Here is a 14,027-nt window from a genome sequence, read left to right on the forward strand (position 1 = left end):
GCGAGGGTCGGGGCCGTTCGTCGTCCCAGCGCGATCGGCGTCCGGCAGCGTTCTTCCCGTCCACACCGGGCCCGGTGCTCCATCGCCCGGCGCGCGGCTCAGCCGGTCAACCGCCCGACGGCGATCGAGGTGGCCTCGTCGGGCTTGCGGCCCCCCTGCCAGTAGAAGCCGGTCGGTTGGCCCTGTGCGTCGACGGCGAGCCCGATCGAGCCGGTCCCGAGCCCGGTGGCGCCGTTGGTCCGGCTGTCGTCGGCGTGCGGTGAGGTCGTCGAGTCGATGATCTGCAGCCGGTAGGCACCGCTGATCGTGGGGTCGGGTTCCGGGACGGTCGCGGCGATCATGACGTGCCCGGTGTCGCGGGACTGCGTGTCCGGGCTGACGAGCCAGGCCACGATGTCGCCGGGGCGGATCTCCGGGACCGTCGGCACCCGGGTCCAGTGCGCGTCACCGGCGCCGAGGCGCGAGAAGAAGCCCTCGAAGTCCTGGGCCAGGGCTCGGCCCGCGGAGGCCGTGGTCGGGATCTCGGCCAGCGCCGCCGGCGAGACCTGCGTGAGCGTGTAGTCGATGAAACCGGAGCAGTCGTAGTCATACCGGCCGGCGGCGGCGTCCACCGCCGTCTCGTGCTGGTAGTCGCTCTGCCGCATCCCGCTGAGCTGGGTCTGGGCGGAGGCCAGCAGGGCCGCCGTTCCCGCCGTGGCCGGCGATGCGGTGGTACTCGACGTCGACGGGGTGGGCTCGGCGACCGACGACGCGGCCGGCTCGGCACTCGGGGTCCCGGTCGAGCTGGTGGCCCTGCCCGCGCCACAGGCCGGCAGCACGGCGAGAACGAGCGCTGTCAGCGCAATCCAAGACGCCGCCCCTGTGGTGGAGGACGCCGTCGACCGATTCATGAGCCGGAGTAGATCACCGGCCCGGTGCACCGACGCGGCCGATCACCGGATCGAGATCGCCCGCCGGTCGCGGCGGGCCCCGCCCGATGGTCGAACGGGAACGCCGCGCCCGACGGGCGGCAGCCTCAAAGCCAGGGCGCGAGTGCCGGCAGCGGCCGGTCGTCGTCGGCCGGCACCGGCCGTCCGTCGACGACGACGTACTCGACGCGCGGTCCGTGGGCGGCGATCTCGGCGACGGCCGCGATCAGTCGCTCGGCGTGTTCGGTGGTGGAACCGAGGCCGACGGAGACCCGGACGGCCTGTCCCGGTCCGGTGCCGTCGGAGCAGCCGGCCGCCCCGAGCAGCCGGCGGACCAGCGGGTGTGCGCAGAAGGCGCCGTCCCGGACGCCGATGCCGTGTTCGGCCGACAGCGCCGCGGCGACGATGGAGGCGGGCACCCCGGCGACGGTGAAGGTGACGACACCGATGGAGTCGGCGGCGCCGCTGAACAGGGTGTGCACCGACACCCCGTCGATGGCCGCCAGCCCGGCCCGGATGGTGTCGGTCAGCGCCGCCTCGGCCTGCTCGCGGGCCGTCGCGTCGGAGGTGGCGAGGGCGTGGCAGGCAGTGGCCAGGGCGACGGCGCCGGCGACGTTGGGCGAGCCGGCCTCGTGCCGTTCCGGGCCGGTCTTGTAGACGGTGCCGGTCTCGGAGACCGTCGCGGTGGCGCCGCCGCCGATCAGGTACGGCGGGGCGGCGTCGAGCCAGTCCGAGCGCCCGACGAGCACGCCCGCCCCGTACGGCGCGTAGAGCTTGTGGCCGGAGACCGCGACGTAGTCGACGCCCAGCTCGGCGATGGAGAACCGGCGGTGCGGGGCGAGTTGGGCGGCGTCCAGGGCGATCCGGGCGCCCCGGGCCTTGGCGACCCGGGCCAGCTCGGCCACCGGCCACAGCTCGCCCGTCACGTTGGAGGCGCCGGTGATGACGACGAGGGCCGGGCCGGGTGCCCGACGCCGCAGGGCGTCGTCGACCGCGCCGACCGCGAGTTCGGGCAGCGCCGGGACGGGCAGGCGGACGACGGTGCGCCCATCGATGCCGTCCTGACGCTCCCAGGGCAGGAGCGCCGCATGGTGCTCGGACTCGAACACGACCACGGTGGTGCGGCGAGGAATGCTGTGCGCCAACAGGTTCAGCGAATCGGTGGTGTTGCGCGTGAAGATCACGGTGTCGTCGGCGCGACCGCCGACGAACGCGCGGACCGGCTCACGGGCGCCTTCGTAGAGCGCCGTGGACAGCTTGGAGTGCCAGCCGGCGCCGCGGTGGACGCTGGCGTACCCGGCGATGCTGCGCTCGACCGCTTCGTGCACGACGCGCAGCGCCGGGGCCGACGCGGCGTGATCGAGGTTGGCGTAGGCGATCTCGCCCCCGCCGACCAGCGGCACGAGGGCGTCCTGGCCGACGATGTCGAGCCCGGGGGCATGGGGGTGGGTGACGGTGGGGCGGTCGGCGCACGCGGTGGCGGCGTCGGCGAACCGGGGGAGGGGCCGGTGGGTGAGGGCGGCCAGCAGGTCAGGACGTCCGGCCAGGTCGAAGGAGGAGTCGACGAGAGTCATCGGGGTGCTCCGCAGGTACTCGGGGGCCACCCGTCGGGGAAAGGCCCGCGCTTGCCGGGGCGCCCTTCGCGCCCGGCCAGGTCTTCACCCGGGGCACCCCACCGCGGAAGGAGGGTTGCCGGTCAGCAAGCCGGGGCTATCTGCTGACACTCATGACCTACGCCGGGGACGATAGCACCGGGTCCGTGGCGGCCGGGACAGGGTGTGGCCCGGGTCACATGGTGGTGCCGGGGTCCCGGGCCGGACCGTGGACGGTGGATGCTCCCGGCCCGGAGATGACCGTTCCGACGATGGTGTTGGGCGGTACCGACCCGCCGGTGATCGGCGTGGTGCGGGCGTCCGGGGCGTCCTCGGCCGGCGGTCGGCGGACCAGAGCGGCCATGACGACGAGCCCGAGGACGGCGATCCCGCTCATCGCCAGGAAGGTGACGGCGGCTGCGGTGTCGGAGGCGTGCAGCGCCGGGATGAGATAGCGCTGCAGGTCGGGGTCGAAGCTGTTGTAGTTCAGGCCGGTCTGCTCGGCGGCCTGCATGCTGTCCCGGAACCGATCGGCGGTGTCACCCGGCAGGTCCTGCCCGGCCCGTTCGACGTTGTCGAGCAGGTTGGAGACGTAGACGGTGTGGAACAGCGCGTACAGCAGCGCGATGCCGACGGCCCCGCCGCCCTGTTCGGCGGTGGCGGAGACGCCGGAGGCCTGACCGTCGTCGCTGTCCGGGATCGAGTCGAGGCTGACCGGGTCGTTCACGGTCAGGGTGATGGCCAACCCGATGCCGTAGAGCAGGAGGCCGGGCAGCAGCGCGAGGTAGGTGTCGTGGCCGACGCCGATCGCCAGGGCCACCCCGGACAGCGCGATGCAGGCGAAGCCGGCCATCAGGGGCGGCCGGCCGCCGGCCTTGTCGTACCAGCGTCCGGCCAAGGGGGCGAGCGCGATCATCGGCAGGGTGGTGGGGATCAGCGCGAGCCCCGCCAGCGCCGGGTCCATGCCCAGGTTGAGGATCAGGATGAGCGGCAGGATGACGCCCAGGCCCATCTCGCAGACTCCGGCCAGGCCCTGGGACAGGGTGGCGCCCAGGTAGTTCCGGTGCCGGCGGAGCAGCGTGAAACTCATCAGCGGGTTCTTCGCGGCCCGTTCCCGGCGGACGAACAGCACCGCGGAGACGACGCAGACGACCAGCGGAACGACGACCCCGGGGGACGTCCAGCCCCAGACCGTGGTCTGGGCCAGCCCGAACACCAGGCCGACCAGGATGAGGCTGAGCAGCCCGGCGCCGGTGAAGTCGATGTGCGCCTTGCCCGTGCGGGGCTGATCGGCCGGGACCGATCGCAGCGTGGCCAGCACGGTCAGGATCAGTAGCGGGACGTTGACCAGCAGCACGGCCCGCCAGCTCAGCGTGGAGGTCAGGACGCCGCCGATGGTCGGGCCGAGCGCCCCGGCGACGGCGGCGACTCCGCCCATGGTGCCCAGCGCCCGTCCCCGCGCGCTCTTGGGGTAGGCGGCGCTGACGATGGCGACCGAGGCGGGCAGCATCAGCGCGCCGCCGACGCCCTGGACGACCCGGGCGAGCAGCAGGATGCCGAACGTCGGCGCGAACCCGGCCAGTGTGGAGGCGCCGCCGAACAGCACGCTGCCGATGAGGAAGATGCGCCGCAGGCCGAGCAGGTCGCCCAACCGCCCGCCGAGGACCAGGAGGCCGGCCAGTGGCAGCAGGCTGCCGTTGAGCACCCACTGGACGAGGGCGGACCCGATACCGAACGAGTCCATGATGTCGGGCAGCGCCAGCGGGACCGCGGTCTGGTCGACCAGGATCATCGCGTTCGCCAGGGTCATGGCGACGAGGACCAGCGTGGGGGAGGCCGAACGACCGGAGCCGGACCCGGGGTCCGCAGAGGAGGCTGCCACTGCTGAACGGTAAGGGGAGTGGGCCCGGCCCGACAGTGGAAAGCCGGAAGGGAGGACGCCGGGCACCCGAGCGGGTGACGCCGGCAGAGAGATGATGCTGGTGGCCAGGGCCGGGATCGAACCGGCGACCTTCCGCTTTTCAGGCGGACGCTCGTACCAACTGAGCTACCTGGCCGAGAAAGGGCCGGCTTCACCGAAGTGAAACCGGCCCCTCTGGCGACCCCGACGGGACTTGAACCCGCGACCTCCGCCGTGACAGGGCGGCGCGCTAACCAACTGCGCCACGGGGCCTTGGCTGTGCGGCTCCGAGACCTTACCAGTCTCACAACCGCGGTACTGCGTACCCCCAACGGGATTCGAACCCGTGCTACCGCCTTGAAAGGGCAGCGTCCTAGGCCGCTAGACGATGGGGGCTGGGATCTGACACCCAGCTCCAACGGCTGTCCGTTGGGAGCTCAGAGAGCATACGACACGGGGTCGGCCACTTCCAAAACGGCGGCCGCGGGGTCCGCCCGCGGGCGTCGTGCGCGCCCGGCTGCCGCCCGGTCCCCGCCGCACGATCAGGTGGCACCGCCCCGTTGACCTGCGGTGTCGCGCGGTCGGACCCGCAGTATTCCGAGATCCATCAGAGCGAGGAGTACAGCATGGCCATGGTCCGACCGCCCGTCACCCGACCCCTGGCGGCCGCCGCCTGTGCGGTGGTGTTGTCGCTGACCGCGGGGTGTGTCGGCGGTGCGTCGCGGGCCGACGGCACCTCGGCGTCCCCCACCGGCACGACGGCCTCCGCCGCCGGGTCCACCGCGACCTCGCCGTCGACCCCCGGGGGGCCGGCCACCAGCCTCGCCCGTGGGCAGCTGTTGACCGACGCGCCCCTGACCGGAGCGGCGGCGCTGCCCAGCGCGGCCCGCAATGCGCTCATCACCTACGTGTCCCAGGGACCGGACGGGCGCCCCGTCGTCGTGTCCGGCACCGTCTCCACGCCCGCGGGCAACCCGCCCGAGGGCGGCTGGCCGGTGCTGAACTGGGCCCACGGCACGACCGGGTGGGCCGACACCTGCGCGCCCTCTCTGGATACCGCCGACGGCCCGGAGCACGACTATCTGGGCGGTGTCTCCGACGTCATCGACACCTGGGTGTCCAAGGGCTACGCCGTCGTCCGCACCGACTATGTCGGTCTGGGGACGCCCGGCGGTCATCCCTACCTCGACGGGGGCTCGGAGGCCGACGCCGTGATCGACATCCTGCGCGCGGCCCGTCAGCTCGATCCGTCCATCGGTGCCCGGTGGGTGGTGGCCGGACACAGTCAGGGCGGGCAGGCCACCCTGTTCACCGCGGCCGAAGCCGCTGCGCAGGCCCCTGATCTGCCGCTGCTGGGTGCGGTGGCCATCGCGCCGGGCGGCGTCCACGTCGGCGACGCCGTCGCCGGCCTGGCGTCGGGTCAGGGATCCGAGGCGCTCGAGGCGTTCCTGCCGGTGATCCTGCTGGGTGCGCAGTCGGCGGGGGTGGACGTCGTCCCCGATCAGGTCCTCGCCGATCAGGCGTTGCCCGGGCTCGCCGTCGGCCGCGCCCAGTGCCTCGGGCAGGGCCGGGACATCGCCGCCGTCCCCCTCGATGCGTACCTGCGACCCGGTGCCGACCTGACCGGGGTGGTCGACTACCTGGACCAGCAGGATCCACGCAACGTGACCCCTCGGGTGCCGGTGATGGTCGCCCAGGGCACCGCCGACACGGTGGTTCCCCCGGCGGGAACCCAGGAGCTGGTGCAGAAGTACTGCGCCGCGGGTCTGGACGTGGACCTTCGGCAGTACGACGGCCAGGATCACCGCGGTGCCGTCACCGCCTCCAAGGACGACGCCCAGCAGTACGTCGCGGCCCTCTTCGCGGGGTCGACGCCCTCGTCCACCTGCGGCAGCTGAGACGAGGACGGATCACGGAAGGGGCGGTCGACACGGTCGACCGCCCCTTCGCCGTGCTCAGCCCTGCATGTCCTCCAGCTGACGGCCCTTGGTCTCCTGCACCCACTTGCTGACGAAGAAGAACGACAGCAGGGCGAACAGCGCGTACAGGCCGTACGCGACCCCGAGGCTGAGGTCCTTGAGGTACGGGAAGCTGACGGTGATGAGCCAGTTGGCGACCCACTGGCCGCCGGCGGCCAGGGACAGCGCCGCCGCGCGCATCCGGTTCGGGAACATCTCGCCGAGCAGCACCCAGACCACCGGGCCCCAGGACATGCCGAACGCGACGACGAACAGGTTCGCGGCGAACAGGGCGATGATCCCGGACGCGCTGCCGAAGACCGCGGTGTTCAGGTCGGGGGTGCCGTTGACCACGGTGGCCGTGCCGAAGATCAGGGCCATGATGCCGAGGGTGACCGTCATCCCCAGCGAACCGATGATGAGCAGCGGCTTGCGGCCGACCTTGTCGATCGAGGCGATGGCGATGAGGGTGGTGGCGATGTTGATGATCGACGTGATCACCGTGATGATGAACGACTGCGATTCGGAGAAGCCGACGGCCTCCCACAGCACGTTCGAGTAGTAGAAGATCACGTTGATGCCGACGAACTGCTGGAACACCGACAGCAGCAGGCCGACCCAGACGATGCCGGCGATGCGACCTGAAGGTCCTCGGAGATCCTTCCAAGACGGCTCGGTCTCCCGCTCCATCGTCTTGCGGATCTTCTCGATCTTCTCGTCGATGTTCTTCGGTCCGAGCAGGCGGGTCAGCACCTCCTTGGCCTCCGGAATGCGGTGCTTGGCGATCAGATAGCGCGGTGACTCCGGGATCGTCAGGGCCAGGGCGCCGTAGACGACGGCGGGAATGGCCATGGCCAGGAACATCCAGCGCCAGGCCTCCATGCCCAGCCACAGCTCGTTCCGGGAGTCGCCGGCCAGGTGGGCCAGCCCGTAATCGATCATCAGGGAGATGGCGATACCGGTGACGATGGCCAGCTGCTGGAGGGATCCGAGTCGCCCGCGAATCGATGCCGGGGCGATCTCGGCGATGTAGGCCGGGGCGATCACCGAGGCGATGCCCACGCCGAAGCCGCCGACGAGCCGGAAGAGGATGAGCATCTCGAGGTTCAGGGCGAAGCCGGTACCGAGGGCGCCCAGGAAGAAGAGCACGGCGGCGATCTTCATGACCGCGACGCGGCCCATCTTGTCGGCCAGTCGGCCGGCCAGCAGGGCACCGGCTGCCGCGCCGAGCAGGGCGGCCGCGACCGTGAACCCGAGCTCGAGCGGGCCGGCCTGGAACTTGTCGGTGATGGCGGCGTTGGCGCCGTTGATCACCGAGCTGTCGTAGCCGAACAGGAAACCGCCGAGGGCGGCCACCACGGCGATCTTGATGACCCCCGATCCGCCGTTCTCCGACTCGCCGTCGTAGATGGACGGACCGTCGAAGGATGCTCCGTGTTCACCCATGTCCCACCCCTTTCCGGGTCTCCCGGGCGGATTTCCGGGCTGCCCCGGCACAGCATGGCACTTGCTGGGGATAGCGCATCTCGGAAACGAGTGGTGCGGAAACTCTTTTCCCGGGTAGCGGTGGGCGGCGGCATCACCGCAGGTGACACGGGCTACCGGGAAGGGGAACGGCCGCACCTCCACGGTGGCCCCATTACGGTGGTCGGGTGAACGACACCGCCGCCGTCCCGGCCGCCGCCGCCCCTTCCGAGCCCGAGATCGAGGTGTCCGTCACGGGCTCGGTCGGGCATCTGCGGCTCAACCGCCCGCGCCGGATTAACGCGCTGACCCAGGACATGATCGCCACGGTGCGGCAGGCGCTGCGACGGTGGCGGGACGACGACGCGGTCCGAATGGTGCTGATCGACGGCGCGGGCGAACGGGGCCTGTGCGCGGGGGCCGACATCCGCGAGCTGCGCTCCGCCCTGCTGGATGCGGGCTCCGCCGGGGTGGAACAGGGCACCCGCTTCTTCGTCGAGGAGTACGGCATGAACGCCGAGCTCGCCGAATATCCGAAGCCCGTGGTGGCCCTGATGGACGGCATCGTCCTGGGCGGCGGGATGGGCATCTCCGCCCACTCGCGGATCCGGGTGGCCACCGAGCGGTCGTCGCTGGGCATGCCGGAGACGGCGATCGGTCTCTTCCCGGACGTCGGGATCATGTACCTGCTGGCGCGGGCGCCGGGCGAGGTCGGGACTCACGCGACGCTCTCCGGGGCGCGCTTCACCGCCACCGATGCGCTGGCCGCCGGCCTGGTCGACCAGATCGTCGCCTCCACCGCCCTGGACGACCTGCGGGCCGCGCTGTTCGCCGGGCGGTCGCCCGAGGATCCGGATCTGTGGGCCGAGTTCGCCCTCTCCTCCGACGAACGGCCGGCGGCCGCGCTGACCGGACCCGACCGGGAGTGGATCGACGCCTGCTACACCGGGGACGCCCCGCAGGATGTCCTGGCCATCGTGCAGCGACTGCAGGCGCGGCCGGAGCCGGCGGCGCAGGCGGCGGCGCAGACGCTCCGCGGCATGTCGCCGACCTCTCTGGCTGTCAGTCTGGTCGCGCTCCGGCGGGCCGCCGACCTGTCGCTGCGGGAGGTCCTGGACCAGGATCTGACCCTGGCGACCGCGTGCCTGCGGCATCCGGACCTGCCCGAGGGCATCCGTGCCCGGCTGGTCGATCGGGACAACGACCCGCACTGGACCCCCGCCCGGCTCGAGGACGTCGATCCGGCGGAGGTCACACGGTTCTTCGGCTGAAGGGGTCAGCCGGCCCGCCGCGACGGCTTAGAATGAAACTGATTCTCAATTCGCACCAGCGTGACCAGAGAGCCGGTTTCATGAACAGTCGTCTTCGTCAGGGCCTGGGGGCCCTCAGCCTCGCCACCGCCGCCGTCCTGCTGACCGCGTGCGGGTCCTCTGCCGGAACGGGCGCGGGAGCCTCGTCCGCGGGCAGCTCCGCCGCGTCGTCGTCCGCGGGCGGCGCCTCCGACGTCAGCGTCGTGGCCAGTACCAACGTCTGGGGTGACGTCGTCCAGCAGATCGCCGGCACCGACGTCCAGGTCTCCTCGATCATCTCCGACCCGTCGGCCGACCCGCACTCGTTCGAGGCCAACGCCCAGAACCAGCTCGCCCTGTCGAAGGCGTCGTTGGTCGTCGTCAACGGCGGCGGGTACGACGACTGGGCCGGCGACATGCTGTCCGCCGCGAAGTCGACCGCCCCGGTCATCAACGCCGTCGACGTCTCCGGCTACACCGCCACCGGCGGCGAGGAGCTCAACGAGCACGTCTGGTACGACTTCCCGACCGTGGACAAGGTCGCCCAGCAGATCACCGATCAGCTGAGCTCGATCGACCCGGCCGATGCCGCCACCTACCAGGCCAACCTGGCCACTTTCCAGGGCAAGCTGAAGACCCTGGAGGAGCAGGAGGCGGCGATCAAGGCCGCGCACTCCGGGGTCGGCGTCGCCATCACCGAGCCGGTCCCCAACTACGTGCTCGAGGCCTCCGGTCTGGACATCAAGACACCGGAGGAGTTCAGCGAGGCCATCGAGAACGAGACCGACGTCCCCGCCGACGTGATGCAGCAGACCCTGGCCCAGTTCAACGACAAGCAGGTCAAGGCCCTGGTCTACAACGAGCAGACCACCGGCCCGCAGACCGATCAGGTCAAGAACGCCGCGCAGGCCAACGGCATCCCCGTCGTCCCGGTCACCGAGACCCTGCCCGAGGGCAAGGACTACCTCGGATGGATGACCGACAACGTCACCGCCATCGCGCAGGCCGTGTCCTGACACGATGTCCCTCATCCGACCTGACGAACGCACCCCGGACCGGGCGGCCGACGGCCGCCCGGTTCCGGGCGTTCCGGCGCTCGAACTCTCCGGGGCGACGCTCGCCTACGGATCGCGGGTGCTCTGGAGCGACCTCGACCTGACTATCTCCGCGGGCCAACTGGTCGCCGTGCTCGGGCCGAACGGGTCGGGCAAGACCAGCCTGATGCGCGTACTGCTCGGCCTGCAGCCGTTGACCGCCGGCTCGGCGAAGATCGGGGGCGCACCGGTGCGCCGGGGCAGTACCCGGGTCGGGTACATCCCGCAGAAGGTGTCGGTCGAGTCGACCACCATGGTCCGGGCGCGGGACGTCGTCCGCATGGGCATCGACGGGCACCGGTGGGGGCTGCCGCTGTCCTTCGGGCCGCGCTGGCGCCGTCAGCGGGACCGGATCGACGAGCTGCTCGGCGCGGTCGGGGCCGACGCGTTCGCCGACGCCCCGGTGTCGATGCTGTCCGGTGGGGAGCTGCAGCGCGTCCGGATCGCCGGCGCACTGGCCAGCGACCCGGCCCTGCTGCTCTGCGACGAACCGCTGGCCGCGCTCGACCTGCGCCACCAGCAGGAGGTCGCCGCCCTCATCGACGAGCGACGCCAGCTCAGCGGGACCGCCGTCCTGTTCGTCACCCACGACGTCAACCCCGTCCTGGAGTACGTCGACCAGGTCCTGTACCTGGCCGGGGGACGATTCCGGCTGGGGCCGCCGGACGAGGTCCTGACCAGTGAGGTGCTCACCGACCTGTACGGGGTGCCGGTGGAGGTGCTGCGGGCCAAGGGGCGCGTCATCGTGGTCTCCTCCTCCGACCTCAACGCCTCCGGCCACCACCATCACGAGCCCAATCAGCACCCGCCGGGACGGTCGTCGTGAGCTTCTGGGACAAGGTCTTCAACTTCGACAACTACGGCGAGCTGCTCGGCCTGCTGCACAACTCGATCATCGCCGGCGCCCTGCTCGGCGTGATGGGCGGCCTGGTCGGGGTCTTCGTGCTGATGCGCGACCTGCCGTTCGCAGTGCACGGGATCAGTGAGCTCTCCTTCGCCGGGGCCGCGCTGTTCCTGCTGCTCGGCCTGAACGTGGTGGTCGGCTCCGTGGTCGGCTCGCTCACCGCAGCGGTGCTGTTCGGGCTGCTCGGGGTCCGGGCCCGCGACCGTTCGTCGATCATCGGCGTGCTCATGCCGTTCGGGTTGGGCCTCGGTGTGCTGTTCCTCGCCCTCTACCCGGGGCGGGCGGCCAACAAGTTCGGTCTGCTGCTCGGCCAGATCGTCGCCGTCGACGACCCCCAGCTGTACTGGCTGGTGGGGATCGCCGCGTTCGTCGTCGTCAGCCTCATGGTGCTGTGGCGGCCGTTGACCTTCGCCAGTGTCGACCCCGACATCGCAGCGGCCCGAGGGGTGCCGGTGCGGGCGTTGTCGCCGATCTTCATGATCGTCCTCGGGTTGGCCGTCGCCATGTCGGTGCAGATCGTCGGGGCCCTGCTGGTGCTGTCGCTGCTGGTCACCCCGGCCGCCGCGGCCATGCGGGTGACCGCGTCGGCGCTGTGGGTGCCGGTGCTGTCCACGCTGTTCGCGCTGACCGCCACCGTCGGCGGGATGCTGCTGGCCCTGGGGGGCAGCCTGCCGATCAGCCCGTACGTCACCACGATCTCGTTCGCGATCTATGTGATCTGCCGGATCATCGGTGGTGTCCGGGTGCGCCGGGGCTGGTCCAAGCGCGCCGTCGTCGAACACGGCCCGCGCTCCGCGGAGGCCGTGGCCGCCTGACCGTCCGGTTCCACGACGAAGCCGCCCGCCCCTTTCGGGGCCGGGCGGCTTCGTCGTTCGCCGGGCCGCTCGTCGTCGGGTCCGCATCGACTTGTCATACCCGCACGGTCGTCGGGCCCGCGAAGGTGCGCGTATGACAAGTCGGCGCGATCAGTCGGTCGTCGCCCCGGCGAACTGCGACTGGTAGAGCGCCGCGTAGGCGCCGCCGGCGGCCAGCAGCTCGTCGTGGGTGCCCTGCTCGACGATCGAGCCGTCCTCCATCACCAGGATCAGGTCGGCGTCCCGGATGGTCGAGAGCCGGTGGGCGATGACGAAACTCGTCCGCTCGGCGCGCAGCGCGGCCATCGCCTGCTGCACCAGGACCTCCGTGCGGGTGTCCACCGAGCTGGTCGCCTCGTCCAGGATCAGCAGCGACGGCTGGGCCAGGAACGCGCGGGCGATGGTGATGAGCTGCTTCTCCCCGGCGCTGACGTTGCTGCCCTCGTCGTCGATGAGGGTGTCGTAGCCGTCCGGCAAGGCCTGCACAAACCGGTCGACGTAGCTGACCTCGGCGGCCCGGTGGATCTCCGCCTCGGTCGCGTCCGGCCGGCCGTAGGCGATGTTGTCGCGGATGGTGCCGCCGAACAGCCAGGTGTCCTGCAGCACCATCCCGATCCGGGACCGCAGGTCCTCCCGGGTCATCTGCGCGGTGTCGACCCCGTCGAGCAGGATGCGGCCCCCGTCCAGCTCGTAGAACCGCATGATCAGGTTGACCAGGGTCGTCTTGCCGGCCCCGGTCGGGCCGACGATCGCTACCGTCTGGCCGGGCGAGGCGACCAGCGACAGGTCGGTGATGAGCGGCTTGTCGCGGGTGTAGCTGAACGAGACGTGGTCGAACTCGACCCGCCCGTGCGGATCCCGCACGGTCTGCGCCGGTTCCGGGTCGGGGGACTGTTCCTCGGCATCCAGCAGCTCGAAGACCCGCTCGGCCGAGGCCACCCCGGACTGCAGCACGTTGGCCATCGACGCCAGCTGGGTCAGCGGCTGGGTGAACATCCGGGAGTACTGGATGAAGGCCTGCACGTCGCCCAGGCTCATCGAACCGGTCGACACCCGCAGACCACCGACCACGGCGATCGCGACGTAGGTCAGGTTCCCGATGAACATCATCGACGGCATGATGATTCCGGAGACGAACTGGGCGCCGAACGAGGCCCGGAACAGCTCGTCGTTCTTGTCGACGAACCGCCGCTCGACCGCCGGCTGCTGACCGAACACCTTGACCAGGCTGTGCCCGGTGAACGTCTCCTCGATCTGGCCGTTGAGTTCGCCGGTGGCCCGCCACTGGGCGACGAACCGCGGCTGCGACCGCTTCGCGATCATCGTCGTGACGACCAGGGACAGTGGCACCGCCACCAGTGCGACCAGGGCCAGCAGCGGCGACGTCAGCAGCATCATGGTCAGCACGCCGACGACGGTCAGCAGCGAGACCAGCGACTGGGACAGCGTCTGCTGCAGGGTCTGCGAGATGTTGTCGATGTCGTTGGTGACCCGGCTGAGCACCTCACCGCGCTGGTGCCGGTCCAGGTAGGACAGCGGCAGCCGGTGCAGCTTGTGCTCGACCTCCTCGCGCAACCGGTAGATGGTCCGCTGGACGATCGTGTTGAGCAGCCGACCCTGCAGCCAGCCGAACACCGACGACAGCAGGTACAGCCCGAGCGCGAGCAGCAGCACCTGGCCGAGCCGGGTGAAATCGACGCCGGCGCCGGGGATCACGGTCATCCCGGACAGCAGGTTGGCGAACGAGTCGTTGCCCTGGGCGCGCAGCCCGTCGATCGCCTGCTGCTGGGTGATGCCGGCCGGCAGCTGCCGGCCGAGGATGCCCTCGAAGATGATGTTGGTCGCCCAGCCGAGGATGCGCGGGCCGAGGACGGTCAACAGGACGCTGATGATCCCCAGGGTGACCACCACGGCCAGCCCCATGCGCTCGGATCGCATCCGGCCCAGCAGCCGCTTGGCCGACGGGCCGAAGTTCAGCGACTTCTCCGCCGGCATGCCCATACCGGCCATCGGTCCGCCGCCGCCCGGACCGCGGCGGGGCATCGGCGGCAGGTTGGGGTCGCG

The 14,027-nt window shown here is 71.2% G+C and carries 10 protein-coding genes, 3 tRNA genes and 1 riboswitch; of the genes, 5 read left to right on the forward strand and 8 right to left on the reverse strand.

What is annotated here, in order from left to right:
* Window positions 1–98: 98 nt before the first annotated feature.
* The 6 genes from FDO65_RS13100 to FDO65_RS13125 all read right to left on the reverse strand — a co-directional run bounded on the left by FDO65_RS13100 (window position 99) and on the right by FDO65_RS13125 (window position 4,796).
* Window positions 99–890 carry a hypothetical protein gene (locus tag FDO65_RS13100; RefSeq protein ID WP_137450149.1) on the reverse strand — a complete coding sequence of 264 codons (792 nt, stop codon included), beginning with the start codon at window positions 888–890 and terminating at the stop codon, window positions 99–101.
* 125 nt (window positions 891–1,015) lie between these two features.
* Window positions 1,016–2,482 carry an aminotransferase class V-fold PLP-dependent enzyme gene (locus FDO65_RS13105; RefSeq protein WP_137450150.1) on the reverse strand — a complete coding sequence of 489 codons (1,467 nt, stop codon included), beginning with the start codon at window positions 2,480–2,482 and terminating at the stop codon, window positions 1,016–1,018.
* A gap of 42 nt (window positions 2,483–2,524) precedes the next feature.
* A riboswitch (SAM riboswitch) is annotated at window positions 2,525–2,640 on the reverse strand.
* Between the two features lie 56 nt (window positions 2,641–2,696).
* Complete coding sequence (locus FDO65_RS13110) at window positions 2,697–4,382, reverse strand: MFS transporter (RefSeq protein ID WP_137450151.1); 1,686 nt, start codon at window positions 4,380–4,382, stop codon at window positions 2,697–2,699.
* Between the two features lie 98 nt (window positions 4,383–4,480).
* Window positions 4,481–4,557, reverse strand: a tRNA-Phe gene (locus FDO65_RS13115).
* A 39-nt stretch (window positions 4,558–4,596) separates the two neighbouring features.
* Window positions 4,597–4,673, reverse strand: a tRNA-Asp gene (locus tag FDO65_RS13120).
* 50 nt (window positions 4,674–4,723) lie between these two features.
* Window positions 4,724–4,796: transfer RNA gene (locus FDO65_RS13125), tRNA-Glu, on the reverse strand.
* A 230-nt stretch (window positions 4,797–5,026) separates the two neighbouring features.
* On the opposite strand from FDO65_RS13125, the gene FDO65_RS13130 reads away from it, so the two are divergent.
* Window positions 5,027–6,298 carry an alpha/beta hydrolase family protein gene (locus tag FDO65_RS13130; RefSeq protein WP_166442181.1) on the forward strand — a complete coding sequence of 424 codons (1,272 nt, stop codon included), beginning with the start codon at window positions 5,027–5,029 and terminating at the stop codon, window positions 6,296–6,298.
* A 57-nt stretch (window positions 6,299–6,355) separates the two neighbouring features.
* On the opposite strand, the gene FDO65_RS13135 is transcribed toward FDO65_RS13130, so the two are convergent.
* Window positions 6,356–7,804, reverse strand: coding sequence for a sugar porter family MFS transporter (locus FDO65_RS13135; RefSeq protein ID WP_137450153.1), 1,449 nt, complete (start codon window positions 7,802–7,804; stop codon window positions 6,356–6,358).
* Between the two features lie 206 nt (window positions 7,805–8,010).
* Here FDO65_RS13135 and FDO65_RS13140 point away from each other — a divergent pair, with 206 nt between their 5' ends.
* The 4 genes from FDO65_RS13140 (at window position 8,011) to FDO65_RS13155 (ending at window position 11,924) form a co-directional block, all read left to right on the forward strand.
* On the forward strand, window positions 8,011–9,093 hold the full coding sequence (locus FDO65_RS13140; RefSeq protein ID WP_137450154.1) for an enoyl-CoA hydratase/isomerase family protein: 1,083 nt from the start codon (window positions 8,011–8,013) through the stop codon (window positions 9,091–9,093).
* An 80-nt stretch (window positions 9,094–9,173) separates the two neighbouring features.
* Window positions 9,174–10,127 (forward strand): metal ABC transporter solute-binding protein, Zn/Mn family, encoded by a 954-nt coding sequence (locus tag FDO65_RS13145; RefSeq protein ID WP_137450155.1) that lies wholly within the window; start codon window positions 9,174–9,176, stop codon window positions 10,125–10,127.
* Between the two features lie 4 nt (window positions 10,128–10,131).
* Window positions 10,132–11,031, forward strand: a complete 900-nt coding sequence (locus tag FDO65_RS13150; RefSeq protein WP_137450156.1) for a metal ABC transporter ATP-binding protein — start codon at window positions 10,132–10,134, stop codon at window positions 11,029–11,031.
* Entirely contained in the window at window positions 11,028–11,924 is an 897-nt protein-coding gene (locus tag FDO65_RS13155) for a metal ABC transporter permease (RefSeq protein WP_137450157.1), read from the forward strand. Before FDO65_RS13150 ends, FDO65_RS13155 begins: the two co-directional genes overlap by 4 nt.
* Before the next feature lie 150 nt (window positions 11,925–12,074).
* Here FDO65_RS13155 and FDO65_RS13160 read toward each other — a convergent pair whose 3' ends face one another.
* Complete coding sequence (locus FDO65_RS13160) at window positions 12,075–14,006, reverse strand: ABC transporter ATP-binding protein (protein ID WP_137450644.1); 1,932 nt, start codon at window positions 14,004–14,006, stop codon at window positions 12,075–12,077.
* Window positions 14,007–14,027: the final 21 nt, after the last annotated feature.

It is taken from the genome of Nakamurella flava, assembly GCF_005298075.1.
GTDB lineage: Bacteria > Actinomycetota > Actinomycetes > Mycobacteriales > Nakamurellaceae > Nakamurella > Nakamurella flava.

Excerpts from the sequence above, each read along its gene's own strand:
- FDO65_RS13145 (WP_137450155.1), top strand. The coding sequence starts at position 9,174 with ATGAACAGTCGTCTTCGTCAGGGCCTGGGGGCCCTCAGCCTCGCCACC.
- FDO65_RS13160 (WP_137450644.1), bottom strand. The coding sequence starts at position 14,006 with ATGCCCCGCCGCGGTCCGGGCGGCGGCGGACCGATGGCCGGTATGGGC.
- FDO65_RS13100 (WP_137450149.1), bottom strand. The coding sequence starts at position 890 with ATGAATCGGTCGACGGCGTCCTCCACCACAGGGGCGGCGTCTTGGATT.
- FDO65_RS13130 (WP_166442181.1), top strand. The coding sequence starts at position 5,027 with ATGGCCATGGTCCGACCGCCCGTCACCCGACCCCTGGCGGCCGCCGCC.
- FDO65_RS13105 (WP_137450150.1), bottom strand. The coding sequence starts at position 2,482 with ATGACTCTCGTCGACTCCTCCTTCGACCTGGCCGGACGTCCTGACCTG.
- FDO65_RS13150 (WP_137450156.1), top strand. The coding sequence starts at position 10,132 with ATGTCCCTCATCCGACCTGACGAACGCACCCCGGACCGGGCGGCCGAC.
- FDO65_RS13135 (WP_137450153.1), bottom strand. The coding sequence starts at position 7,804 with ATGGGTGAACACGGAGCATCCTTCGACGGTCCGTCCATCTACGACGGC.